Origin of the sequence: Nocardia sp. NPDC049149 (assembly GCF_043197455.1) — a bacterium.
GTDB lineage: Bacteria > Actinomycetota > Actinomycetes > Mycobacteriales > Mycobacteriaceae > Nocardia.
Genome location: NZ_JBICTD010000006.1, coordinates 96,731 through 121,771, shown reverse-complemented (window position 1 = coordinate 121,771; position 25,041 = coordinate 96,731). Strand labels below are relative to the sequence as shown.

Annotated in this window: 18 protein-coding genes; 10 read left to right on the top strand and 8 right to left on the bottom strand. The window is 67.2% G+C overall.

Going from position 1 to position 25,041, the window contains the following annotated elements:
- Window positions 1-95: 95 nt before the first annotated feature.
- Complete coding sequence (locus tag ACGFNJ_RS24780) at window positions 96-1,280, top strand: YihY/virulence factor BrkB family protein (RefSeq protein WP_393452582.1); 1,185 nt, start codon at window positions 96-98, stop codon at window positions 1,278-1,280.
- Here the strand turns inward: ACGFNJ_RS24780 and ACGFNJ_RS24775 are convergent.
- Window positions 1,253-1,498 (bottom strand): DUF3039 domain-containing protein, encoded by a 246-nt coding sequence (locus ACGFNJ_RS24775; RefSeq protein ID WP_167837548.1) that lies wholly within the window; start codon window positions 1,496-1,498, stop codon window positions 1,253-1,255. The two genes, ACGFNJ_RS24780 and ACGFNJ_RS24775, sit on opposite strands and share 28 nt — an antisense overlap.
- A 319-nt stretch (window positions 1,499-1,817) precedes the next feature.
- On the opposite strand from ACGFNJ_RS24775, the gene ACGFNJ_RS24770 reads away from it, so the two are divergent.
- A complete protein-coding gene (locus tag ACGFNJ_RS24770; RefSeq protein ID WP_393454132.1) occupies window positions 1,818-2,171 on the top strand; it encodes a DUF3099 domain-containing protein in 354 nt (117 codons plus the stop codon).
- A 16-nt stretch (window positions 2,172-2,187) separates the two neighbouring features.
- Here ACGFNJ_RS24770 and ACGFNJ_RS24765 read toward each other — a convergent pair whose 3' ends face one another.
- Window positions 2,188-3,483, bottom strand: coding sequence for an MFS transporter (locus tag ACGFNJ_RS24765; protein ID WP_393452579.1), 1,296 nt, complete (start codon window positions 3,481-3,483; stop codon window positions 2,188-2,190).
- 150 nt (window positions 3,484-3,633) lie between these two features.
- Here ACGFNJ_RS24765 and ACGFNJ_RS24760 point away from each other — a divergent pair, with 150 nt between their 5' ends.
- Window positions 3,634-4,374: a VOC family protein gene (locus tag ACGFNJ_RS24760; RefSeq protein ID WP_393452576.1), complete on the top strand. Its 741-nt coding sequence runs from the start codon at window positions 3,634-3,636 to the stop codon at window positions 4,372-4,374.
- 541 nt (window positions 4,375-4,915) lie between these two features.
- Here ACGFNJ_RS24760 and ACGFNJ_RS24755 read toward each other — a convergent pair.
- Window positions 4,916-5,452 carry an AAA family ATPase gene (locus tag ACGFNJ_RS24755; protein WP_393452573.1) on the bottom strand — a complete coding sequence of 179 codons (537 nt, stop codon included), beginning with the start codon at window positions 5,450-5,452 and terminating at the stop codon, window positions 4,916-4,918.
- 68 nt (window positions 5,453-5,520) lie between these two features.
- Between ACGFNJ_RS24755 and ACGFNJ_RS24750 the strand changes: the two genes are divergently transcribed.
- Together ACGFNJ_RS24750 and ACGFNJ_RS24745 are read left to right on the top strand one after the other, a co-directional pair.
- Complete coding sequence (locus ACGFNJ_RS24750; RefSeq protein WP_393452570.1) at window positions 5,521-7,038, top strand: methyltransferase; 1,518 nt, start codon at window positions 5,521-5,523, stop codon at window positions 7,036-7,038.
- A gap of 192 nt (window positions 7,039-7,230) precedes the next feature.
- A complete protein-coding gene (locus tag ACGFNJ_RS24745) occupies window positions 7,231-8,199 on the top strand; it encodes a sigma-70 family RNA polymerase sigma factor (RefSeq protein WP_014986732.1) in 969 nt (322 codons plus the stop codon).
- Between the two features lie 1,071 nt (window positions 8,200-9,270).
- On the opposite strand, the gene ACGFNJ_RS24740 is transcribed toward ACGFNJ_RS24745, so the two are convergent.
- Window positions 9,271-10,608, bottom strand: a complete 1,338-nt coding sequence (locus ACGFNJ_RS24740; protein WP_393452566.1) for an alpha/beta hydrolase — start codon at window positions 10,606-10,608, stop codon at window positions 9,271-9,273.
- A gap of 651 nt (window positions 10,609-11,259) precedes the next feature.
- Between ACGFNJ_RS24740 and ACGFNJ_RS24735 the strand changes: the two genes are divergently transcribed.
- The gene (locus ACGFNJ_RS24735; RefSeq protein WP_393454129.1) at window positions 11,260-12,018 is read left to right on the top strand and encodes an alpha/beta hydrolase; all 759 of its coding nucleotides are present in this window, start codon (window positions 11,260-11,262) and stop codon (window positions 12,016-12,018) included.
- Window positions 12,019-12,349: 331 nt separating this feature from the next.
- On the opposite strand, the gene ACGFNJ_RS24730 is transcribed toward ACGFNJ_RS24735, so the two are convergent.
- The gene (locus tag ACGFNJ_RS24730) at window positions 12,350-15,025 is read right to left on the bottom strand and encodes a GNAT family N-acetyltransferase (RefSeq protein WP_393452563.1); all 2,676 of its coding nucleotides are present in this window, start codon (window positions 15,023-15,025) and stop codon (window positions 12,350-12,352) included.
- Window positions 15,018-16,256: an acetoin utilization protein AcuC gene (locus ACGFNJ_RS24725; RefSeq protein ID WP_393454126.1), complete on the bottom strand. Its 1,239-nt coding sequence runs from the start codon at window positions 16,254-16,256 to the stop codon at window positions 15,018-15,020. The genes ACGFNJ_RS24730 and ACGFNJ_RS24725 overlap by 8 nt, the downstream gene beginning before the upstream one ends.
- A 228-nt stretch (window positions 16,257-16,484) precedes the next feature.
- Here ACGFNJ_RS24725 and ACGFNJ_RS24720 point away from each other — a divergent pair, with 228 nt between their 5' ends.
- Window positions 16,485-17,171, top strand: a complete 687-nt coding sequence (locus ACGFNJ_RS24720; protein WP_393452560.1) for an iron dependent repressor, metal binding and dimerization domain protein — start codon at window positions 16,485-16,487, stop codon at window positions 17,169-17,171.
- A 3-nt stretch (window positions 17,172-17,174) separates the two neighbouring features.
- Entirely contained in the window at window positions 17,175-18,155 is a 981-nt protein-coding gene (gene galE, locus ACGFNJ_RS24715; RefSeq protein ID WP_393452557.1) for a UDP-glucose 4-epimerase GalE, read from the top strand.
- A gap of 364 nt (window positions 18,156-18,519) precedes the next feature.
- Here galE and ACGFNJ_RS24710 read toward each other — a convergent pair whose 3' ends face one another.
- A complete protein-coding gene (locus ACGFNJ_RS24710) occupies window positions 18,520-20,427 on the bottom strand; it encodes a DUF4192 domain-containing protein (protein WP_393452554.1) in 1,908 nt (635 codons plus the stop codon).
- Window positions 20,428-20,574: 147 nt separating this feature from the next.
- On the bottom strand, window positions 20,575-21,270 hold the full coding sequence (locus ACGFNJ_RS24705) for a DUF5642 family protein (protein WP_393452550.1): 696 nt from the start codon (window positions 21,268-21,270) through the stop codon (window positions 20,575-20,577).
- 248 nt (window positions 21,271-21,518) lie between these two features.
- On the opposite strand from ACGFNJ_RS24705, the gene ACGFNJ_RS24700 reads away from it, so the two are divergent.
- Together ACGFNJ_RS24700 and ACGFNJ_RS24695 are read left to right on the top strand one after the other, a co-directional pair.
- Window positions 21,519-22,469, top strand: coding sequence for a proteasome assembly chaperone family protein (locus ACGFNJ_RS24700; RefSeq protein ID WP_393452547.1), 951 nt, complete (start codon window positions 21,519-21,521; stop codon window positions 22,467-22,469).
- A gap of 45 nt (window positions 22,470-22,514) precedes the next feature.
- Entirely contained in the window at window positions 22,515-25,013 is a 2,499-nt protein-coding gene (locus tag ACGFNJ_RS24695) for a DEAD/DEAH box helicase (RefSeq protein ID WP_393452544.1), read from the top strand.
- Window positions 25,014-25,041 lie beyond the last annotated feature (28 nt).

The window sequence follows — 25,041 nt, the reverse complement described above, 5'->3', positions numbered from 1 at the left end:
TCCCTGGAAACCAGTGCGGTAAGCCTGGGTCAGCGAGCGAACCGACGACACAACCGCTATCGCGGATGGCGGACCGAGCGCAGCGAGGCGGAGTCATGCGCGATGCTGTAGTCACGATGAACGACCAGAACGCCCTGCCGAGCGCCCCGCCGCCGCCCGACTTAGTGTCGCTCAGCGGTGGACTCGCCGCGCGCAGCCTGACGTGGACGCAGCGGATACTGCTGTGGTTGCGGCGTATCCGCAGGCAGAGCGTTCGACTGGTGGTGCGCGTCGCCGTGAAGGCCTGGGACGATTCGATCTTCGCCAAGTCAGCGGCCGCAGCGTTCTGGCAAACGCTGTCGCTGGCGCCGCTGCTGCTCGGGGTGCTCGGCAGCCTCGGTTACGTCGGCGGGTGGTTCGGGCCGGACACCGTGGACATCGTCGAAGCCAAGATCATCTCGTTCAGCAAGGACCTGTTCAGCTCGACCGTGGTGACGGATCTGATCGAGCCGACCGTCAAGGACGTGCTCGGGCGCGGACGCGGCGCGGTGGTGTCGTTCGGTTTCGTGCTGTCGCTGTGGGCCGGGTCGTCGGCGATGGCGACGTTCGTCGACGCGATCGTGGAAGCACACGACCAGCAGGACGCGCGACACCCGGTGTGGCAGCGCATCTTCGCGCTACTGCTGTATGTGGCGTTCCTGGTCGCCTCGGTGTTCATCCTGCCGCTGGTGGCGCTCGGGCCGACGCTGATCGGGCGGGTGCTGCCGGAGCCGTGGAAGGCGACCGGGATGCAGCTGCTGGACACCTTCTACTACCCGGGAGTCGGGCTGCTGCTGATCGTCGTGCTGACGACGCTGTACAAGCTGGCGCTGCACACCTCGCTGCCGTGGCACCGGCTGTTCCTCGGTGCGCTGGTGGCCGCGGTGTTCTTCATGGCGGCCAGCGAAGGGCTGCGGCAGTACCTGTCGTGGATCACGAAAACCGGCGTGAGTTACGGCGCGCTGGCGACGCCGATCGCGTTCCTGCTGTTCACGTATTTTCTCGGCTTCGCGGTGGTGCTCGGCGCGGAATTCAACGCCGCGGTGCAGGAATTCTGGCCCGCGCGGGCGACCAGGATGGAGCAGGTGAAGGAGTGGCTCAGCAATCAGCTGAGCGGTGATTCGGCCGACGAGGACGAGCCGAAGACAGCAGCCGACGAGACGGCGGAGGCGTCCCCGCCGTCGGCGGTCGACACCCGTTCAGGCGCGGCGCCCGCACAGACGCCGCAACCACCTCAGTCGCCCTTTTTCAGCCCGTCGTAGATCTTCTTGCAATCCGGGCACACCGGAGAGCCGGGCTTCGGGGACCGCGTCACCGGAAAGACCTCACCGCACAGCGCGACCACATGAGTGCCCATGACGGCGCTCTCCGCGATCCGGTCCTTCTTGACGTAGTGGAAGAACTTGGGGGTGTCATCGCTCGTCGACTCATCGGTGGTCGAATCCGGGCGAACCATGGTGTCGGTGCTCACCCGTTCCATGATGCCGCATCGGCGTCCCGGAAGCTGTATCGGTGTGACCACCTGTCCGCCGGTCTGTCGCGCTGACCACAGCATGCGCGCCCAGACATCACCCTCCGCACGGTCCGCAGCCGTCTGACCACCTGCCTAAGGTGCCCGCGGGTCTGTCGCGTCGACCACACCGTGCGCGCTCAGACATCACCCCTGAGCAGGATCTGCGGACGCCTGACCACCCTGTGTGCACTGACGCTCCGACAATGGAAGACTCGACCTTATGCAGCAGCACGGCGACTCCTCCAACGCCGACGACATCGGCCGTGGCGAGGGCCCGGACGTGACGATGCCGCCAGCTTCCCCTAAATCTTCCGGCTACTTCCCCGGCTCCGATGACAAGCATCCGGTGTTGATCACCGAGGCGCAGCCGTCGCTCGAGGACCAGCACCGTTCCCGCGTCCGCCGGTACACGATCATCATGGCGTTCCGCATCCCCTGCCTCGTGCTGGCGGCGATCGCCTACAGCTCTTTCGGCAGCGCCCTGCTGTCGATCCTCATCATCGCGGTCTCCATCCCGCTGCCCTGGATCGCCGTCCTCATCGCCAACGACCGCCCGCCGCGCCGCAAAGACGAACCGAGCCGCTGGGACGAACCTCGCCCCGCCCTCGAATCCCGGCCGCATAAGGCCATCGACGGCTGATCGTCATTGTGGCTCACTAGGTTTGGGCCAGCGTCTTGCGACGGACGAAAGCCGACATCACCGCGGCGATCCCGCAGAGCGCACCCGCGAGATACCAGGCGAGGTCGTAATTGCCTTGGACGTCACGGATTACACCCGCGCCGGTGGCGGCGACCGCCGAACCGATCTGGTGCGAGGCGAAGACCCAGCCGAACGCGACCGGGCCGTCGTTGCCGAACAATTCGCGACAGAGCATCACGGTCGGCGGCACCGTGGCCACCCAGTCCAGGCCGTAGAAGATGATGAACACCCACAGGCTCGGCTGGGTGTGCGGCCCTAGCAGCGACGGCAGAATCAGCAGCGACAGACCGCGCAGCGTGTAGTAGCCGATCAACAGAAATCGCGGATCGATGCGGTCGGTCAGCCATCCGGAGGCGATGGTGCCCGCCACATCGAAGATGCCGACGACGGCGAGCAGGCTTGCCGCGGCGGTCGGCGGCATGCCGTGATCATGCGCGGCGCTGACGAAATGCGTGCCGACCAGACCGTTGGTCGAGGCGCCGCACACCGCGAATCCTCCTGCCAGCAGCCAGAATCCGGGGGTACGCGCAATCCTCGCCAGTACCGTCACCGCCCGCGACGCACCGGCGCCAGCCTGCATGCGCACGCCGACGACGCTCCCCTGTTCCGCGCCATAGGCCTGCACACCGACATCGCTCGGAAAATCCCGAATGAACAGCAGCACCAACGGCACAACGGCCAGCGCCGCCCCGGCGACGATCAGCGACGGCAGCCGCCACCCGTGCGCGTGCGCGAGCATCGACACCAGCGGCAGGAACACCAGCTGACCGGTCGCGCCTGCCGCAGTGAGTATCCCGGTGACCAACCCGCGCTGCGCCACGAACCACCGTCCGGTGATGGTCGCCACGAAGGGCATCGACATCGAGCCGACACCGACGCCGACCAGCAGACCCCAGGTCGCCATCAGCTGCCACGGCTGCGTCATGAACACCGTGAGCCCGCTGCCCGCCGCGACGAGCAGCAACGCGCACGCCACCACCTTGCGGATCCCGAACCGGTCCATCAGCGCTGCGGCGAACGGCGAAATCAGCCCGTACAACAACAGATTCAGCGAAACGGCCGCACCGATCGTGCCGTGCGACCACCCGAACTCCGCGTGCAGCGGATCCATCAACACACTCGGCACCGAGCGGAACGCGGCCGCCCCGAGCAGCGCGACGAAGCCGACCCCGGCAACAATCCACGCGGGATGCACACGGCCGCCACCGGGCGTCACGCTCTTCGCCCCTGCCGGCGTCTGCAGTTCAGTCACCCGATGAGCGTGCCGGAAATTTGCTTCGCCAACGAGTGGCCGGAATGCCACAAAGCATCAGTATCGTGCCAACCCGCGCGACACGCGAATATTCTCGACACCGCGCGAGGCATTCCCTAGGGTGTCCCCGGGAACACGACAGGAGTGAACATGATTCGGTGGATGTGGGCGTTCCTGGACCGCCCCACACAGCGATTCGACGACTGCGCCAAGTTCTGGTCGACGGTCACCGGAACCGAACTGTCCGCGCGACGCGGCGAGAACGACGAATTCCTCACGCTCCTGCCCGATCCCGCGCTCTTCGCCGCCGCCGGGGTGAAGATGCAGGCCGTGACCGGCCTCGGCGGTGTGCACCTCGACCTCGACGTCGACGACATCCCCGCGTCCGTCCGCGCCGCGCTCGACCTCGGCGCCGAACTCGTTGCCAACCACCCCGATTACGCGGTGCTGCGCTCCCCCGGCGGCCAAACCTTCTGCTTCACTCCGAGCGGCCGCGCCACGAGCACCCCTGCGCCCGCCGTGGCCGCCCCCGACGGCACGCTCACCCGCCTCGACCAGGTCTGCCTCGACATCGGCCCCTCCGACTACACCACCGAGACGGACTTCTGGAAGTCATTGACCGGCTGGCCCTTCCACCAGGCCAGGCTGCCCGAGTTCGCCCGGCTGAAGTCCACCGAGCCGCTCCCCATCCACCTGCTGCTGCAACGACTCGGCGAGGACCGCCCCACCAGCGCACACGTCGACATCGCCTCCGCCGACATCGACGCCTCCGCGAACTGGCACGAATCCCTCGGCGCCACCATCGTCGACCGCCACGAACACTGGATCGTCATGAGCGACCCCGCCGACGCCCCCTACTGCCTCACCAGCCGCCCCCCAACCCCCAACTGACCGAATACCGTTCGGCACCAACAACATCGGGGCAGAACTGCAGTAGTCCTTGCAGCCTGTGCTGTCCCGATGCGGCCGGCGAGAGTCCGTCGGGAGCTCGTGCCGGGACGAGCGTCCTCGAGATGGTCTCTTGGTCCGACGCTGTCGGCCGAGCAGGCGGAGTGGCTACACCAGAAGATCGCCGAACAGAGACTGTCCGAGCTCGGGTCCAGAGATACGAAGTGGACGGCGCGCGGCGATCGGGTCCTGAGTGGACGCGCCCATGTCCCACCCGGGACGCGGGCTCACCGGGCGGGACATGGGCGAGGGCATTGCGGTGTGTCGCCGCGTTCATGTCCCGTTCGCGGGTAGCGAGGCCGCCCGGCGGGACATGGTCAAGGAGTGCGTGCCCGCCGTAATGGGCCCCGGCGCGGCTGGAGTGTTCGGGCGTATTCGTCGGTCCATCGAAGCGATCCGAGGCGAACAAGCAGGCTGTCGTCCGCGCCAGACACACACGCGGGCTTACGCATCCGCCACCAACCGCGCACGCGGGCTTTCACGTTCACTGCCAACTGCGCACGCGGGCTTGCACATCCGCTGCGATACGCGCGGCGACGGCACTCGGGTCGAGGCCTGCGGTGTCGATGACCTCGCCTGCGTGGCCGAGCCATGACCGGGCGGTCTCGTAGGCATCGAGGTGATCCAGCCGCCATTGCCGGGCACCGGGCTCGGCGGTGTCGGATTCGATCCGGCGCAGCAGTTCCGCTCGCTCGGCGTCGAGCACGACGTGGTGGACGGGCACGTCGGCCGCGGCGAGCCCGGCACTGATCTCCTGCCAGTACTGCTGCACGAGCACCGACTGCGGGATCACGAGCGTCCCGCCCACGTAGTCCAGCACCTGCGTCGCGGTGGCAACGACCAACCCGCGCCACGGCCGCCACTCCTGGAAGTCGCCGACCTGCTCGGAGACCATCACGTGCCGCAGCATGTATCCGACGTACTCGGCATCGAATATCCGCGCCTCGGGCAGCAATCCGACCAGTTCTCGTGCGGTCGTGGTCTTTCCGGCTCCGAACGTGCCGTTGAGCCAAACGATCATGGCATCGAGGTTAATGACATCGCCGACACCTGACGGGTGCTGGTTGGTTGCGGTGGCAGAGTACCGATGTGCCTACGACATCGACGACGACCGGATCGCTGCTCACCGCGCTGTGCCCGGACCTGCGGGCAGCGCTGACACGGGTCGGCTATGACGCCGACAACCTGCTCGAGGTGCTCGGCGAGGACGTGCACGCGGCGCTCGGCCGCTCGGAGCCGGTGCCGGTGCGGCGGGTGGCCAGGACCGCGGGCGAGCTCGGCACTCTGATCCGGTTGCTGTTGCTCGGGGACGCACTGCCCGACGGGGACGTCGCGGCCGCGCTCGCTCCGGTGCACATCGACCGTGCGGTCGCGGCCGGGCTGCTGCAACGCGACGGCGACCTGGTCCGCGCCGCCCTCGATCTGCGCCCGCTGGACGCCGGGGCAGGCACCCGCTGGATCCTGTCCGATCTCGACGATTCGATGCGCAGGCGCACCTTGACCGAAGAGCACGTGCTCGGCGTCGGCCATGCCTCCCTGTCTCTCTTGCGCGCCACCCCGACCCGCCCGGTCGGTTCCGTCCTCGATCTCGGCACCGGCTGCGGCGTGCAGGCCGTCCACGCCGCTTCCTATGCGAACCGGGTGACCGCGACCGACGTGAATCCGCGTGCCCTGTGGCTCGCCGAAGCCACCGCTGCGCTCAACGGACTCGATATCGAACTCCTCGAGGGCTCCTGGTTCGAGCCGGTGGCCGGACGCCGCTTCGATCAGGTGGTCGCCAATCCGCCGTTCGTTGTCGGCCCGGCCAGGATCGAGCACACCTACCGCGATTCCGGGCTCGCCCTCGACGGCGCAAGCGAATTGGTGATCGGGCAGGCGGCGGACCTCCTCGCGCCCGGCGGCACGGCCGCGATGCTGGCCGCCTGGGTGCACGTCGACGGCGAGGACTGGCGGCATCGCGTGTCGTCCTGGCTGCCCACGGACGGGGTGGACGCCTGGGTGGTGCAGCGCGACGTCGCCGACCCCGCGCTCTATGTCGGCACCTGGTTGCGCGACGCGGGCCTCGACCCGCGCGACCCTGCCGCACAGGCACGCGCCGAGCAGTGGCTCGACGCCTTCACCGCGGCCGACGTCGATGGCATCGGCTTCGGCTTCGTCTACCTGCGCGCCATCGACGGCCCGACCGAACTGCTCGCCGAGGACCTCACCCATGGCTTCGACGACCCGCTCGGTGACGAGGCGAGCCGCTATTTCGAACGCTCGGCCTGGTTGCGCGCCGTCGCACGCGACGAAAAGCTGGCGTGGACTTCACGTTTCGTGGTCGATCCGGCCACCGCGCTGGAACGGGTCGCACTGCCTGGCCCTGACGGCTGGACTGAGCGGGTGGCCCGGCTACATCGTGGCGACGGACCGCGCTGGCAGCACGAGGTGGACGAGACAACTATCTCGCTGCTTGCGGGAATGCGCGCGGATGGCCTCCCGTTATACGAGCTGATCGAACTGCTGGCGGTTGCCTACGGATCTGATGAAGTGACCACGGAGTTCGCGGCCGATGCGTTGGCCGTGGTGGCCGGACTGGTGCAGCACGGATTGGTGCGGCCGGTCTAGTCGGGCAATCGCGGGCAGGTCGGTGCAGAGCATCGGACAGGGTCGGTTCCGTGACGCGGCGCTTCTCAGGAACTTCTCAGACGAGAGTGATGAAAACCGCACGTCAGAGCGGTTTATCTGAGCCGTGGCGGGGAACTTTTACCCTGTCGGGTCCGTTGTTCGGAGTGAGACACCACCGACAGGAGGCAAGTCATGACAAGCCCCGCCACCACTCGTGTGCGCACCAGCGATCAGGACCTCGACGCCCAGAGCCCCGCAGCCGACCTGGTACGCGTGTACCTGAACGGAATCGGCCGTACTGCGCTGCTCACGGCTGCCGACGAGGTCGAGCTGGCCAAGCGTATCGAGGCGGGCCTCTACGCCCAGCACCTGCTGGAGACCGGCAAACGATTGTCGGCCACCCGCAAGCGTGATCTGGCCCTCATCGTTCGCGAAGGCCAGGCCGCCCGGTCGCACCTGCTGGAAGCCAACCTCCGCCTCGTGGTCTCGCTCGCCAAGCGTTACACCGGCCGCGGCATGCCGCTGCTCGACCTCATCCAGGAAGGCAACCTGGGTCTGATCCGCGCCATGGAGAAGTTCGACTACGCCAAGGGCTTCAAGTTCTCCACCTACGCCACCTGGTGGATCCGTCAGGCCATCACCCGTGGCATGGCCGATCAGAGCCGCACCATCCGGCTGCCAGTCCACCTGGTCGAACAGGTGAACAAGCTGGCCAGGATCAAGCGGGAACTGCATCAGCAACTCGGCCGCGAAGCCACCGACGCGGAACTGGCCAACGAGTCCGGCATCCCGGTCGACAAGATCTCCGATCTGCTCGACCACAGCCGCGACCCGGTAAGCCTGGACATGCCGGTCGGCAACGACGAAGAGGCACCGCTCGGCGACTTCATCGAAGACTCCGAAGCCACCTCCGCCGAGTCCGCCGTCATCGCAGGCCTGCTGCACCACGACGTGCGTAGCGTGCTCGCCACCCTCGACGAACGCGAACAGCAGGTCATCCGCCTGCGCTTCGGCCTCGACGACGGCCAGCCGCGCACCCTCGACCAGATCGGCAAGCTCTTCGGGCTCTCCCGCGAGCGCGTCCGCCAGATCGAACGCGAGGTCATGTCCAAGCTCCGCAAGGGCGAGCGGGCCGACCGCCTCCGCGCCTACGCCAGCTGATCGAGCAGGCCCGCTCGATCGAGCAGGCAAGGTGATCCGGGCAGGTCAGGTCATCGACCACGCCAGGTCATCGAGCAGGCGAGGTCATCGAGCAGGCGAGCTGGATCGAACACGCCAGTGATTGAGCAGGCCAGGTGATTGAGCAATTCCGTGCCGGGTAACTCCGGCACACGACGCCGGACTACAACCCCGAGGCCAGTCCAGCGTCCGACCCGGTGACCCTCGGGGTCACCTGCCACGTCGGCCGGTGCCCGCGCGACCCCGCCCCCTCCGGGGCCCGCGCGACCCGGTCGGCGTAATCCGTCCCCGGCTCGTGCGCCCCTGCCTAACTCACGAATTCCGCACTGCTCCTTGCGGCGCGAGCGCATTGCGTACGCCAAGGGTCGGCGGCGCGAGCACGCTGTGCACCTCGAGAAGCGTCTGAATGAGCGTGTTGCGTACGCCAGAATCTGGCAGCACGAGCGCGCTGCGTGCATCGCCAATACGAGCGCGCTGCGCATGCCAAGAAGCGCAGAGGACGGAAGCGCGAGCGGCGGAAAGCGTTGTCGGACCCCAACATTCAATACATTGACCACCAACTTCGAACCCACTTCGTGGATCCGCACCGGTTCTGGAGTTGGTCGATTGATCACGAGGCACTGGTGGCGGCATCGCCCGAGAAGCCCCCGCCACCAGTGCCCTCTCAGCACGAACCCACCCTCCTTGATCCCACGTACCGGGATCACCGGTGCCCCCCGGCTGGCAACCGCCCCCAGCCCTCGGTTCAACGTCGAAATCCGCACCCAACATCCGACGCTTGACCGTGAACCCCTGCACCCCTTGGAGTGGATCCGCCCTGGTTCTGGAGTTGGTCGATTGATCACTGGGAACTGGTGGCGGCATCGCCCGACTGAATCCGCCTGAGAAGCCCCCGCCACCAGTTCCCGTTCGGCGCGAAACCAGCCCTGGGGATCGCAGGCCTCCCGAGTAGCTGGGCTTCTCTGGAGGTTTGACAGTTACGGGCATGAACGAGTTGGGCGAGCGGTGTAGGAGACGACATGGTGGCTACTCAGCCCGTTGATACGTACGACGCTACCGAGGCCCGTGATAGTGGTCGTCCTGTATGTCCGTCCGCGCTCCTTCGGGGTCGTTATCGGGCCAGTACGGAATCTCTTCCTTGGGCTCGGCCAGCATCCCATCCTGGCCCAATCTGTCTGCGTTTCCGGAAGCGACAAGTGCCGTGGCGTACAGCGATTCGCTTCCTGCGGTGAAATAGTGCAGATGCGCCTGCATGCTGTAGTCGATCGGCGACGAATAGCTTTCCGGCGCTTCGGCCTTGATGCGGGTGGCGCCGTAGTCCCGATCGATGGGATCGGGACCACCCAGCCAGGCCTGACCGGCATGTGCATTCAAATCGTTGGATGCCTTGCCGATGTAAACGTGCCCGCCGTCTACTCGGAAGTCCGCCGCACTGCGCGCCTCGTCGGTGCTGACCGGGCCGAGCAACACCACGTCATTGGCGTGCAATTGACTCCCCGCCGCCGCGTCGGCGGCGACTATGGCCCCAGCCGAGTATCCCACCACCGTCAGATGCGAGGGCCCTTGATGTGTTGCCCACAGTCCGTCGACGTCCTCGGCCAGCAGGTTTCCGCCGATACGTTCGGCAGTGGGGTCACCGCGCACCACTGCGGAAAGACCGTCAGCTGGCGAGTCGTATCCCATCCATGCGACGACCGCGGTCGGTGAATTCGGGTCGGCTCTGTTTGATTCGACGTACAGATTCCGCGCCTGGTCGCCCTGCGCCACGAACCAGCCCTCCCCCGACGCATCACTTGCGCGCACGCTTTGACTTGCCCCCGGCACGACGACCGCCGTATTGCGCGCGGTGTCCGGGTTACCGATGCTGATCGCGGCTCTGCCGTCGCCACCGAACGCGAGGGGCTGGTACACGTACAGATAGGTCGGATACGGAGTCGGCGGATACTTTCCGGCGTCGCCCGCCCGACTGTAATTGTCCAGGCCGGCGCGAACATTGACCGCATTGCGGTAACGCGAAACGTCCTCGACTGTCAGTCCGAATTTCTTCGGGTCCTTATCGATCATCTCGACCGGCACATCTTTTGATTTGGCTATGTCTTCAACCCGACGGATGTCGGCCTCCATAGCCCGCCGGTTCGCGGCGTCGCGGACCTCGACCGGAATACCGTTCAGGTTGCCGATCCGTTCGAAATCTTCAGCCAGCAAACGTCGCTGCTCATCAAGGGTAAGCGAATTCCACCACTCGTTGACCCTGACAGCGTCTGCCGCCGTTCCGGAACGGGCAGGTTTATCCGGCTCCTCGTCATCCGCCCACACGAGGAATGCCGCAGACGCCGCCAACGCCACGCCGCCACCGATTTTCAGCCTGAATCGAGCATCGCTGTCACGCACATGTCCCAAATGCGTACCCAGCCCAGCACCAGTTGATTCGTAGCCCCCCGCAATACGCTGGGCTACCTTACCGAAGGCAGCCTCGATTCCTCGAGCGATACCACGAGCACTACCGACAATTGACATCCTCACCTACACGTTCAGACCTCTCATCACAAAGCTCCTGCACCGGGCAGGCCCGAACGGTGTACAAGCATGACTCTCCACAGACTCCCCACCAACCCTCGACCTCCCATCAACGAGAAACACCACCCCGCAAGCACTTCCCGCCTGCCACCCGCCATTACAGCGTTCGACGCGCCCAGCCGATTCACACCGGCCTTCGATCAACTACTCAACGCCACCTCGACCACACAGATGACGCGGTTCGGGTAGGACGGCGCCGATACTGCGGAGCGATACCAGGGGGTCTGCAACCATTCCGCCGCCGCCACGAGGCTCAGCGGGCGGCGGACGGTTGGAAATGGTTGGGCTAGGGGTGGTTCGGGCTGATAGCGTGCGGGGGGACCGTGGAACGTTGCGAGGAGGTGAGACCCATGAACGCTGTAACCAGGTGGGTGCTCCCTCTTGCTGCACGGTCTGGCGATTGAAATAGGTGTCGCCGGGAGCGCCTCGATCAGGCGATCCCGAAAGGCAATACCTATGTACTCAATACATTTCACTGCGCAGACATCGTTCGACGATGTCGTTGAACGCGACTTCATGGTGGGCGACGTGCCCGGCGTGCTCTGGTCACCTGCGACCGGGTCGGAAGGCGCGCCTCTGCTCCTGATGGGTCACGGTGGCGGGCTGCACAAGAAAGCTCAAGGACTCGTCGCCCGGGCCAATCATTACGTGAGCGCCTACGGCTTCACCGTGGCCGCCATAGATGCGCCCGGACACGGTGACCGGCCACGATCGGCACAGGACCAACAGTGGGTCGCTGCTCTCCTGCACGCTCAGGCAGCAGGCGAGCCGATCGGCCCGATCGTCGTCGAATACAACAGTTCGCTCGCCGAGCGTGCCGTTCCGGAATGGCAGGCGACGATCGACGCACTCCAGGCACTCCCCGAGATCGGCACCGAAGCACCCATTGGCTACGGCGGCATGACGTTGGCCACCGTGATCGGATTGCCGTTGACGGCTGACGACAGCCGGATCACCGCCGCGGTCTTCGGCGGGGTTTTCGTGTACGAAGCCCTGACCGAGGCGGCGAAACGGATCACCGTCCCGATCGAATTCCTGCTCCCCTGGGACGACGAGGACATCGACCGCCAATCCGGCCTCGACTTGTTCGACGCCTTCGCCTCGAAGGAAAAGACGTTGCACGCCAACCCAGGTGGGCATCACCAGACCCCATGGTTCGAGACCGAAAACTCGGCCCGCTTCTACGCCCGGCATTTCGGCCGAGCCGCCACCCTAGCGGCCTGACCTGACAGGTATCGGCGTCCGGCCGCACACCGGACGCCGATCCTGTCCCCTGGTGTGTACCAACCAGGTAGCGCGTCACCCACACGCCAACTCATCCGGTGCGCGACGGCAGAAGCCGAACCAGTGCCGCACCGAGCAGGTGGGTCGGAAGAATGTCGACCTCACCCACACTGATCCAACCGACGTGCGCAAAGACCGGATTCACGCTGTCGATCCGGCTAGACCGAGCCCACCTCACCGTCGAGCAAAATGAGCACGTCCCACGACTACATACCGACCTCCGACCGGTCGACCACACACATCGACCTCGGCCGAGGCGGCGGCCGGTACATCAACCGAGGCGGCGGGGGCCAGTGTCGAAGCGGCTCGGTTCGGGGCCGATTCGACCTCGGGCGTAGAGGATTTCGGCGGAGTTGGTGGAGACCAGGACGGGGTCGAAGGAGAGTTCGCGCATTTGCGGGAGGTCGTCGAAGAGGGCGGAGATGCGTTGGGCCAGTTCGGCAAGCGCTGCTTTGTCGACCGCGGGACTGGCCGGGGTGCCCGACAGGAGTGGGGCGGCGCGGGGCGCGTCGATGAGAGCGGTTGCCTCGTCGGCGGTGAGTGGGAGGGCACGGTAGGCGCGGTCGCCGAGAAGTTCGATGATCAGGCCGGAGAGGCCGAACTCGATGACCGAGCCGAACGACGGGTCGTCTTGGACGCGCAGCACGCAGCCGACGCCCTTGGTCGCCATCTTCTGGATGTGCAGCACCGGGTCACCGCACAGTTCGGCCAGGTCCGCATACCCCTGACGCACCGCCTCCGGACGCCACAGATCCAGGCGTACACCGGTGAGGTCCGGTCGGCGACGCCACATTTCGCCGGTCGCCTTCGCCGCCACCGGATAGCCGAGCTCCTCGGCGGCCGCGACGGCCTCGTCGGCGTTGCGCACCTCGCGGAACTCGACCACCGAAATGCCGTAACAGTCGAGCAGATCGACGGTCTCCAGATCGGAGAGCCTGCGGCCGCCCGCCGAACCGGCCATCCACTCCCCCACCAACCGCCGGGCGCGATCGGTGTCGATCCCGTCCGGGCGCCGCACCGGCGATACCGGCCTGGTCCGCCACTCCGCATAGCGTCGAACCCTGGCCAACGCCCGCGCGGCCCGCTCCGGATCGGGATACGACGGGATCGACCCGCGCACGGCGCTTGCGCCAACACCACGAACCGCGAGCAGATTCGGAATGCCTTGCTCGGCAATGAATGTCGTCAGGATCGGCTTGTCGACCTCGGGGACAGCAGCGGCGGCGGACCGGATGGCGTCCGCGAAACCTGCCATCGGCAGCGGCACCGGCGGTGCGAAAACCACGATGACCGAGTCGATTTCGTCCGAACGCAAGGCCGCCACCGTCGCGTCGAGGTAGTCGCCTGGCGTCGCCTGCGGCCCCAGGTTCACCGGGTCACCGACCGCCAGCCCCTCCGCTCGCGCCGCGTCGACGGCCAGCCAGTTCAGCGCCGCGCTGTTGCCGACCACGGACAGCCGGGAACCGCCGGGCAGCGGCTGATAGCCGAGCAGCGCGGCGCAGTCGAACAGCTCGGAGATGGAGTCGACCTGCACGATCCCTGCCTGCGCGAACAGGTCTCGCACGATCGAGCGGTCCATGTCGTTGCTCGGATCGGTGGCGTGCCGTCCACTGCTCACCGCGACGATCGGCTTGGTCCTGGCCACTCGGCGCGCGATCCGGGAGAACTTGCGCGGATTACCGAAGCTCTCCAGGTAGAGCAACACCACCTCGGTGTCCGGATCGGTGTCCCAGTACTGGAGCAGATCGTTGCCGGACACGTCGGCGCGGTCGCCAGCCGAGACGAACGTCGACAACCCCAAGTTCCGCGCGGCTGCCTCGCCGAGGATCGCCGCGCCCAAAGGCCCGGACTGACAGAAGAATCCGATCCGGCCGCGGCCAGGCAGCACCGAGGCCAACGTCGCGTTGAGCGCCACCGCCGGATCGGTGTTCGCGATGCCCAAGGCGCTCGGCCCGACCACCCGCATCCCGTGCCCTCGGGCGGCAGCGACCAATTCCCGTTCGGCGGTCCCGCCGCCGATGCCGGTCGCGTCGAAACCGGCCGTGAGCACGACAAGTCCTTTGACGCCCTTGGCCATACAGTCGTCGAGCACCGAGGCGATCGCACCGGGCGGCACCGCGACCACGGCGAGGTCGACCTCGTCCGGGATCTCCCGCACTGTCGCGTAGGCCCGCACCCCGCGCACCGACCGCCGATTCGGGTTCACCGGGAACACCGGGCCTTGAAACACCCCGGACAGCAGGTTGTTCAGCACCGCGCCGCCCACCCGGCCCGCGCTCGGCGTCGCGCCGATCACCGCGACGGAGCGCGGCGTGAGCAGATTGCCCACGCTGCGCGCTTCCGAGGCGCGCTCCCGCGAATCCCGCACCGACAGCAGGGCTTCGGTCGGGTCGATGGCGAATTCCAGATGCAGCACCGACCCGTCCCTGCTGCGCTCCACCTGATAGCCCGCGTCCCGGAAGACCGTCACCATCGTGGTGTTCTCGGCGAGCACCTCGGCGACAAAGGTATCGATCTTGTTCTCGGCGGCGGCACCGGCCAAGTGCTCCAGCAGGATCGAGCCGAGCCCGCGGCCCTGATGCTCGTCGGCCACCACGAAGGCGACCTCCGCCGAGCGCGGCCCGACGCGGTCGAGGAGTTCGTATCGGCCCACCGCAACGATCGCGGTGCCGAGCACCAGAACCAGGCCGACCCGGTCGTGATAGTCGACGTGCGTCGTCCGGTACTGGTCCTTCGGCGAGATCCGCGGATACGGACCGAAATAGCGCAGATACCGGGTGCGGTCGGACAGCGCGGCGTGGAACTCCTGCAACGATTCCGCGTCGTCGGGCGTGATCGGTCGCAGCCGGACCACACCGCCGTCGGAGGCGAGTATGTCGGCAAACCAGTGCTGCGGCGGAGGCGGCGGCACGGCAGGGGTATCCGGAGTGTCGACGGGGTCAGTCACGGGGATCCTCCGGGTCTAGGCCGAGCAATCCGAAAGTGGCTCGGCGGGTGGCCAGCACGGCCGTGTCGATGGCGCGTTCGGCGCGGTCGAGTTGCGGGTCTCCAGTTTCCCCGGTGCCGCCGGGACCGTCCCACGGGCGGTAGGCGATGTCGCCGCCGTCACCCATGGTGCGTGGCGGATCCACCTGTGGCGCCGCCGCCCTGACCTGATCGATCCACGCCTGCGGGATCGCGGTGTCCGGCGCGATGGTGCGGTCGAGGGCGGTGGCGAGCAGATGGGTCCACGCGCGTGGCACCACCCGGACCAGCCCGTACCCGCCGCCGCCGACCGCGAGCCAGCGTCCCTCCGCATATTGATCGGCGAGGTCGCGCATGGCACGGAACGCGGCGCGCTGTCCGTCGACGGTCAACGCCAGATCCGCCAGCGGGTCCTCACGGTGGGTGTCCACCCCGCACTGGCTGACCACGATCTGCGGCCGGAACGCCGCGACCGCGCCGGGTACCACCGCGTGGAAACCGCGCAGCCACTGCGCATCTCGCGTGCCGGGCAACACCGGCAGATTGATCGCGGTGCCTTCCGCCGCACCGGCTCCGGTCTCCTCCGGCCAGCCGGTGCTCGGCCAGAGCGTCGCCGGATGCTGGTGCACCGAGATCGTCAGCACCCGAGGATCGCCGTAGAACGCGCGTTGCACGCCGTCGCCGTGATGCACGTCGACATCGAGGTAGGCGATGCGGTCGAAGCCGTGGTCGAGCAGCCAGGAAATGGCCACGGCCACATCGTTGTAGACGCAGAACCCGGACGCCGAAGCCGCCATCGCGTGATGCATGCCACCCGCGATGCTCACCGCGCGCCGCGACCGTCCCTCCGCGATCGCCTGCGCCGCAGCCAAGGTGCCGCCGACGATCACCGACGCAGCCTGATGCATCCCGGGAAATACCGGATTATCGGGCGACCCCAACCCGTACGGCGGCGCCTGCGGCGCGTCGACCGGTTGCCTGGCGTGCTCGACCGCCTCCACATAGTCCGCGGTGTGGATGCGCAACAGGTCGGAGCGGTCGGCCGCCGCGGGTGCCAATAGCTCGACACCGTCCAGCAATCCGAGACTTTCCGCGAGCGCCATGGTGAACTTCAGACGCGCCGGTTTCATCGGATGCTCCGGAGTCCAGGTGTAGTCGAGGAACCGGTCGGTCCAGACGACGGTTCCCGGACCGCGGTGATCGCCAGGTGGCATCGGGTGTTCGCTGCGCGGTGCAGTGGCCATGCTCGCAACGCTACGCGGGAAGGTACCAACACCGTTGAACGTTGCTATGCAGTAGAAATACAGACAAGTGCGATCACGGCCGCATGCCGTGCGCCGACAGGATTCCCGCATTTCCGCGCCGAACGCGGTGCGACACCGTCCGGCACACGGTGGTGTCGTCGTGCGTAGGTAGAATTTGTGCCGACGAAGGGGTAACAGGTGAAGGATCTGGTCGACACCACGGAGATGTATCTCCGTACCATCTACGACCTCGAGGAGGAGGGCGTGGTGCCCCTGCGCGCTCGGATTGCCGAGCGCCTCGAACAGAGTGGACCGACGGTGAGCCAAACCGTCGCGCGGATGGAACGTGACGGGCTGCTGCTCGTCGCGGGCGACCGCCACCTCGAACTGACCGAGAAGGGCCGCAGCATGGCGGTCGCGGTGATGCGCAAGCACCGGCTCGCCGAGCGGCTGCTCGTCGACATCATCGGGCTCGACTGGCAGAACGTGCACGCCGAGGCCTGCCGCTGGGAACACGTGATGAGCGAGGACGTCGAGCGACGCCTGGTCGAGGTGCTCAACCACCCGACCACCTCCCCGTACGGCAACCCGATCCCCGGCCTCGACGAACTCGGCATCGCGGCGCCTGCCCACGCCGAAGAGACGCTGGTCCGGCTCTCGGATCTGTCGCACGGCCAGGTGCACGCGGTCGTCGTGCGCAGGCTGGCCGAGCACATCCAGACCGACCCCGAGGTGATCGGTCAACTGCGCGAGGCGGGCGTGGTGCCCGACGCGCGCGTGACGGTCGAGACCAAGCCGGGGTCGGTGGTCATCACCGTGCCGGGTCACGACGGTTTCGAACTGTCCGATGAGATGGCGCACGCCGTCCAGGTGAAGCTGGTCTGAGGCGTGAAACTTCTCGTCACAGGTGGCGCGGGCTACGTCGGTGGTGTCTGCGCTCAGGTGCTGCTCGAAGCGGGTCACGAGGTCGTCGTCGTCGATGATCTGTCCACCGGCAACGCCGACGGCGTGCCTGCCGACGCCCGTTTCGTCGAGGGTGATGTGGCCGAGGCCGCGCCCGCGTTGCTGGCGGCCGAAACCTTCGACGGTGTCCTGCATTTCGCCGCGCAGTCGCTGGTCGGCGAGTCGGTGCAGCAGCCGGAGAAGTACTGGCACGGCAACGTGGTGAAGACGTTCGAACTGCTGGAGGCGATGCGCAACGCGGGCACGCCACGGCTGGTGTTCTCCTCGACCGCGGCGGTGTACGGCGAGCCGGAACAGGTGCCGATCACCGAGGATGCGCCGACCCGGCCCACCAACCCGTACGGTGCGTCGAAGCTCGCCATCGATCACGCCATCACCTCCTACTCGATCGCGCACGGGCTGGCGGCGACCAGCCTGCGCTATTTCAACGTCGCCGGCGCCTACGGTGGCCTCGGCGAAAACCGGGTGGTGGAAACACATCTCATCCCGCTCGTGCTGCAGGTCGCGGCCGGGCATCGCAAGGCGATCTCCGTGTTCGGCACCGACTGGCCGACGCACGACGGCACCGCGGTCCGCGACTACATCCACATCCGCGACCTCGCCGAGGCCCACGTGCTGGCACTGGCCACCTCCGAGTCCGGTACGCACCGCGTCTACAACCTCGGCAGCGGCACCGGATTCTCCGTGCGCGAAGTGATTTCGGCCTGCGAGCGCGTCACCGGCCTACCCATCGCCGCCCAGGACGCACCGCGCCGCCCCGGCGACCCCGCCACTCTCATCGCCTCCAGCGACCGCGCCATCGCCGAACTCGGCTGGCAGCCGAAGCACAACGACCTGGACGAAATCGTCTCCGACGCCTGGGATTTCCTCCAGTCGCTCGGCTCGCGAGCACACAGCGCGCCCTGACCGTTCTCGTTCGGGTCAACTGGCTCTGGTCCGGTTCAGAGAGCTTTCAAAGCGATCTCGAAGTGTTGGCGTGAGAGGAATGGTGCGTGTCGCGACACGTGTCGCCACCAGATGACTGCCGCTCAATGAGGGGTAGCAACCGCTTCTCTCACGTCAGCACAGCCCAGCAACCAGCCCCGACACAGCCCCGGCCGGGCCGTCAGCTTGTGGTCCGGTCCACAGATCCTCGGGAAGTGATCTTGGGAAGTTGACCGGAGTCTTATGGTGCGTGTCGCGCAGCGTATTGCAACCATAGGACTCCGCTCAACGGTGGTCAGCAACCATTTCTCTCCCGCCAATGGATCCCGAACCGTCTAGCTGGCGTTCACATGATGGGTGCGCCGAGGTCTATGCCGAGGTCGGCGGCGGCGTGATATCCGCTGCGGGCCAAGCGGCGCAGTTGTTCTGGGCGCATGCCGAGGTTGAGTGAGGCGTCCAGGAGTAGCGCCAGTGGGTGGTCCGGTTCGGCTTCCAACGCGGCCTCCAGGGCGATGCCTGCCATCGGTCCGTCGCCGCGGGCGTAGGCGCTGTAGCCGAGCAGCGCGGCTGCTTCGGCGCGGTCACCACCGGACAGTGCGCGAGTCAGCGTGGCCCACAAGGCTTCGGCCGCTTCGGCGTGTTCGCCGACCGCGAGCGCGAACATCGCGTCCCGAACCGATCGATCACGCAGTGCCGCAGCGAGTTCCGCCAGTTCTGGCGCCATGAGATCGACATCGGACTCGGTGTTGGCGATCTGCCACAGCACGTACTCCAGTGCTTGCCTGCTGTAGCTGATCGGATCGCCGTGTCGCACGGCACGCGCGTACCGATCGCGCGCCACGCTCAGCGCACTGTCCAAGAGGGCAGCCACCTGCTTCTGCAGCTCGACGTCGACCCGCACCAATGCCGTCAATTCCGCACGGGTGCCGCGAATTCGCCGACCGTCCAGCACGTGGGACAACGCAACCGCCGAGTTAGCCGGATCCGGCACCGTCCCACGCCGATTCGCGCCGAACAAGGTCCACCAGCGTTCGTCGGGATCGATGTCCCGCACCGCCCATGCGCCTGCGAGCGCAATATCCTGCGTGGCCAACCGCCGGCCGATCGCGTCGATCAATACCTCGAATCGACCGGTGCCACAACGCTCCCCGAAGTCGGCGGGCCGACGATCGGACTCCACCGCCCGGTCGTCCACCACCACCGCGAGCACCTCGGCCACATCGTCGTGCGCACACACCTGCGCCACGCACCGCGCCACCGTCCCGGCCCGCAATCGCCGCTGCCCGTCTTCTTGATCCAGATCGAATCGCAGCACCGCATCGACGACCGCCCGATCCTCGAGATCCACCGAAGCCCGCAACACCAACACCACCAGCGACCGCTCCGGGACAAACCCGATCATCGCAGGCACCGCCGCAATCAATTCCCCCGGATCATCCACGTGCACTGCACAATCCGGCGCCTCCGCCGCCCCGAACACTGGTGCCTGATCAGCGCAGAACACCCCGCCGGCCGCAACCAGTTCCCGATCGTCCCGACTCACCTCATCCGGCCACGCCGCATCGTCCAACCGGCCCGTATAGCCCAGGGACACCGCGTCGCTCGACTGCACTGTGCTCTCACCGGGCACCACCGCATCGTCCAGCCGAACCGCATTATCAAGCCGGACCGCATCGTCCACCGACACCGCACTGTCAAGCCGGACCGCATCATCCAGCAACGCCGCATCATCGGGCCGACTCGCAGTCTCTGGCAGCGCCACGTCATCCTTCCCGGCCGAGCCGTTCGGGCCGAGCACGTGATTACGTGGCATCACCTCCTCCGGAAGCGCGGCGACTGCTGCCCGTTCGGTACCGTTCGCCCACCCGGCATCGCCCGACGACACGGCACCATTCGGCTCGATGCCGTCGTTCACCCACCCGGCGTCATCCGACGGCACGCCACCATTCGGCTCGATGCCGTTCACCCGCCTGGCATCACCCAACAGCACGCCACCATTCGGCTCGATGCCGTTCAGCGACGCGGCGTCGCCGGGAGCCGCATGCTCCGCGGACGGCCCCCGATAGCGGGTTCGCGTCAAGCCGCACTCGCGCATCGCTACGCCGAGGCTGACGGGGGCACGGGATGCGGAGCTACTGCTACGCACCGACGGACGGGAACAGAATCGGTCGTCCGCAGCGATATTCGAGTCGACGAGTGCGGAATCGGGCTGCACGGCAGCGCGATGGGCTGGCTGGTTCGCGGGAGTGGTCATGGCGTCGAGCTTGCCGCTGGGCACCGCCAGCACTCCGCCGCTGACCAGGGCGTTCTCCTACCCTGGGGAATTCTTCCGCCCTGTGGACAACCGCAGGCCGCGACCGATCACCACCACCCGTTTGTCGGCGCGCCCTGCTACCGCCCGCTACCCCTTCTTGACCCGCTGCACAGCTTTCGTGAACAGCTCGTCCAACGCCGCCGTATCCGGCTTCGCCCCGGAAAATGTCATATACGTCACGGTGATTCGCACATCGTCGACCTGCCCGGCCAACGTCTGCATCGACTGTGTCAACCCGGCGCCGCCCACGTCCGGCGTCACGGTGCGCCGCAGCGCCAACGTGTCGTCCGCGTCGATCGGTGGCGGCGGATCCAGTTCTGTCGTCACGGTTGTCGCCGCACCGCCCCGGTTCACCCGCACCGACCCGCACTGTTTCAGCTGAGTGCGCCACGCGCCGAGCGGCTGCCTGGTCCGCGTCAATTCGACGGTGATCGTGGCGCGCGTCGCATCGTTGGTGCCGACGGCGATCGCGGTCAGATCAGCCCCGAACTTCTGTTCCGGCGGCCTGCACATCTCAGGTTGCACTTGCGCTCCGCGCCCGGCACCACCCTGCAAATCTCCCGCCGCCTGCGCGGCCGCTTCCGGCGGCAAAACCACGGCCGGATATCGGGCCGGGAATTGCGAAACCTCAGGCAGCAGCGTCGACAACGGTGCGCTGATCTCCCGCGTCACCGCCGTCTGCTCGGCCGCAACCGGACGCCCATCCACCGTCGACCCGCACCCGGCGAGTACCGCCGCGCACGCGACTGGCAGCGCAATCCGCGCCCAATCCGCCACAGTCACCTGCCCCACTGTGCCAAACTCCCGGTGCCCGTCTGCGATGCCACGCCGCCGGGTGCGGGAATGCGCGGGGCGTCGTCGCTGTTGCCTCGTCGTATGGGTCGGTGTCCGGCCGTGCGCGGTCAGTCACCGGCATGGGGGACAATGGACATGGTCCCCCGTCTCGGATGACTGCTCGTCTCGAGTGACCTAGGGGTCGCACGACCGAGCATGACCCGGTGCCGGCGGAGCCGCGCAGGAAGGAGTACGCGATGGACCACGAGTCGCGAATGTACGAACTGGAGTTCCCCGCTCCGCAGCTGTCATCCGACGACGGCTCGGGTCCGGTCCTGGTGCACGGACTGGAAGGCTTCACCGATGCTGGGCATGCGGTGCGGCTGGCCACGACGCACCTGCGCGAGAGCCTCGAAAGCGAACTGGTCGCCTCGTTCGATGTGGACGAGCTGCTCGACTACCGTTCCCGGCGCCCGCTGATGACGTTCAAGACCGACCACTTCTCCGAGTACGCGGAGCCGGAGCTCAATCTCTGGGCGCTGCGCGACACCGCGGGCACGCCGTTCCTGCTGCTCGCGGGCATCGAACCGGACTTACGCTGGGAGAAATTCACCACCGCCGTTCGCCTGCTCGCCGAACAGCTGGGCGTCCGGCGCAGCATCGGCCTGAGCGCGATCCCGATGGCGATCCCGCACACCCGCCCGCTCGGGGTGACCGCGCACTCCTCCGATCGCGATCTCATCTCCGAACATCAGCGCTGGCCGGGCGAGCTGCAGGTGCCGGGCAGCGCCTCGTCGCTGCTCGAGTTCCGGATGGCACAGCACGGCCAGGAGTCCGTCGGCTTCTCCGTGCACGTGCCGCACTACCTGGCGCAAACCGCGTATCCGGAAGCCGCCCAGACCCTGCTGGAGAACGTCGCGGACAACGCGGGCTTGGAGATTCCGCTCGCCGCGCTCGGCGAGGCCGCGGCACGGGTCCGTGAACAGGTCAACGAACACATCGCGGGCAACTCCGAGGTGGAGACCGTGGTGCACGCGCTGGAACGCCAGTACGACAGCTTCGTCAGCGCACAGGAACGCCAGTCGAGCCTGCTCGTCGGCGACGGTGAACTGCCGAGCGGCGACGAACTCGGCGCCGAGTTCGAACGGTTCCTCGCCGAGCAGGGCGGCTACGACGGCGACGGCACCGACCGGGGCGAGCAGCGCTGACCTCCGTCTGAAAACGGACTCCGGCATGCCCGTAGGGTGTGCGGAGTGGATCTGACCGAGCTGCTGGAAATACCGGGCACCGACGCCGACGCGCTGTACGAGTCCTTCGGGGCATGGGCGGCCGAGCAAGGTACCCCGCTGTATCCGGCGCAGGACGAGGCGCTGCTGGAATTGGCCTCCGGATCCAACGTAATCCTCGCCACACCAACGGGTTCCGGTAAATCACTGGTCGCGGTCGGTGCGCATCTGATCGCACTCACGCAGGGCAAGCGCACCTACTACACCGCCCCGATCAAGGCGCTGGTCAGCGAGAAGTTCTTCGCCTTGTGCGAGGTGTTCGGCGCCGACCGCGTCGGCATGGTCACCGGCGACGCGGCGGTCAACGCGGACGCACCGATCATCTGTGCCACCGCCGAAATCCTCGCCAATCTCGCGCTGCGCGAGGGTGCGGCCGCCGATGTCGGCCAGGTCGTGATGGACGAATTCCACTTCTACGCCGACCCGGATCGTGGCTGGGCCTGGCAGGTTCCGCTGCTGGAACTCCCGCGCGCCCAGTTCCTGCTCATGTCCGCCACTCTCGGCGAGGTCGACTTCTTCGCCGCCGATCTGGAGCGGCGCACGGGCCGCTCGACCGCGATCGTCGCGGGCACCGAACGCCCTGTCCCGCTCACCTTCTCCTACGCGCGCACTCCGATCACCGAAACCCTGGAAGAGCTCGTCACCACCCACCAGGCCCCGGTGTACGTCGTGCATTTCACCCAGGCCGCGGCTCTCGAACGCGCCCAGGCGTTGACCAGCGTGAACTTCGCGACCCGCGCCGAAAAAGACGCCATCGCAACAGCATTGGGCGAATTCCGCTTCGCCTCCGGCTTCGGCAAGACCTTGTCGCGGCTGATCCGCCACGGCATCGGCGTGCATCACGCCGGAATGCTGCCGAAGTATCGCCGCCTGGTAGAACGCCTTGTCCAGGAAGGTCTGCTGAAGGTGGTCTGCGGCACCGACACCCTCGGCGTCGGCATCAACGTGCCGATCCGCACCGTGCTGCTCACCGGCTTGACCAAGTACGACGGCGTGCGCACCCGCAGGCTCAAAGCCCGTGAGTTCCACCAGATCTCGGGCCGGGCGGGCCGGGCTGGCTACGACACCATGGGCACCGTCGTCGTGCAGGCTCCCGAGCACGAGGTGGAGAACACCCGCCTGCTCGCCAAGGCGGGCGACGATCCGAAGAAGCAACGCAAGGTGGTGCGCCGCAAGGCGCCCGAGGGTTTCGTCTCGTGGAGCGAGGAGACCTTCGATCGCCTGGTCGCGGCCCAGCCAGAGCCGATGGTGTCACGATTCACAGTGACCAACTCGATGCTGCTCAATGTGATCGCCCGCCCAGGCAATTGCTTCGACGCCATGCGGCATTTGCTGGAAGACAACCACGAGCCGCGCGCCGCCCAGCGCAAGCACATCCTGCGTGCGATCCGCCTCTACCGGGCACTGCGCGACGCCGGCGTGGTCCAGCAGCTGTCTGAGCCCGACAACCAGGGTCGACGGGCCCGTCTCACCGTTGACCTGCAGCGCGACTTCGCTCTCGACCAGCCGCTGTCGCCGTTCGCGCTGGCAGCCTTCGAGCTACTCGACAAAGCGGCGCCGACCTATACCCTCGATGTGGTGTCCCTCATCGAGTCGACCCTGGAGGATCCGCGCCAGCTGCTCATGGCCCAGCAGCACAAGGCGCGCGGTGCCGCCATCGCCGAGATGAAGGCCGACGGGATCGAATACGACGAGCGGATGGAACTGCTCGAAGAGGTGACCTGGCCCAAACCGCTGGCCGAGCTGATCGACCCCGCCTTCGAGACCTACCGCGGCGGGCACCCGTGGGTGTCGGAGTTCGCGCCGTCACCCAAGTCGGTGGTCCGCGACATGATCGAGCGCTCGATGACCTTCGCGGAGCTGATCTCGTTCTACGAGCTGGCCCGCTCCGAGGGTGTGGTGCTGCGCTATCTCGCCGACGCCTACCGGGCGCTGCGCCGCACCGTGCCGGATTCGGCGCGCACCGAGGAACTCGACGACATCACCGAATGGCTGGGCGAGCTTGTCCGCCAAGTGGATTCGAGCCTGCTCGACGAGTGGGAGCAGCTCACCAATCCCGGCGCGGAGATCGACGCCGACCAGCTCGCCTTCGGCGCGGAGACGGTGCGCCCCATCTCGGCGAACGAGCGCGCGTTCCGGGTGATGGTCCGCAACGCGATGTTCCGCAGGGTCGAGCTGGCCGCGCTGCACCGCTGGGATGTGCTGGCCGACATGGGCACCGGACCGGATTGGGCGAGCGAGCTGGAACCGTATTTCGCCGAGTACGGGCGCATCGGCACCGGCCAGGACGCCCGAGGACCGCAACTGTTCCAGATCGAACGAAGACCCGGTTTCTGGCAGGTGCGCCAGGTTCTCGACGATCCGGCGGGCGACCATGGGTGGTCGATCGTCGGCGTGGTCGACCTGGCCGAGTCGGATGCCGCAGGCGAGGTCGTTTTCGACGAACTCACCGTGTCCGCAGGCTGATCCGCACCGCCAAACGGCGCGATCTCTA

Bases quoted from the DNA above. Each gene is read 5' to 3' on its own strand.
- ACGFNJ_RS24700 (WP_393452547.1), top strand. From the start codon at position 21,519: ATGGACCACGAGTCGCGAATGTACGAACTGGAGTTCCCCGCTCCGCAG.
- ACGFNJ_RS24745 (WP_014986732.1), top strand. From the start codon at position 7,231: ATGACAAGCCCCGCCACCACTCGTGTGCGCACCAGCGATCAGGACCTC.
- ACGFNJ_RS24710 (WP_393452554.1), bottom strand. From the start codon at position 20,427: ATGACCACTCCCGCGAACCAGCCAGCCCATCGCGCTGCCGTGCAGCCC.
- ACGFNJ_RS24760 (WP_393452576.1), top strand. From the start codon at position 3,634: ATGATTCGGTGGATGTGGGCGTTCCTGGACCGCCCCACACAGCGATTC.
- ACGFNJ_RS24770 (WP_393454132.1), top strand. From the start codon at position 1,818: ATGCCGCCAGCTTCCCCTAAATCTTCCGGCTACTTCCCCGGCTCCGAT.
- ACGFNJ_RS24775 (WP_167837548.1), bottom strand. From the start codon at position 1,498: ATGGAACGGGTGAGCACCGACACCATGGTTCGCCCGGATTCGACCACC.
- ACGFNJ_RS24780 (WP_393452582.1), top strand. From the start codon at position 96: ATGCGCGATGCTGTAGTCACGATGAACGACCAGAACGCCCTGCCGAGC.
- ACGFNJ_RS24755 (WP_393452573.1), bottom strand. From the start codon at position 5,452: ATGATCGTTTGGCTCAACGGCACGTTCGGAGCCGGAAAGACCACGACC.
- ACGFNJ_RS24725 (WP_393454126.1), bottom strand. From the start codon at position 16,256: ATGCCACCTGGCGATCACCGCGGTCCGGGAACCGTCGTCTGGACCGAC.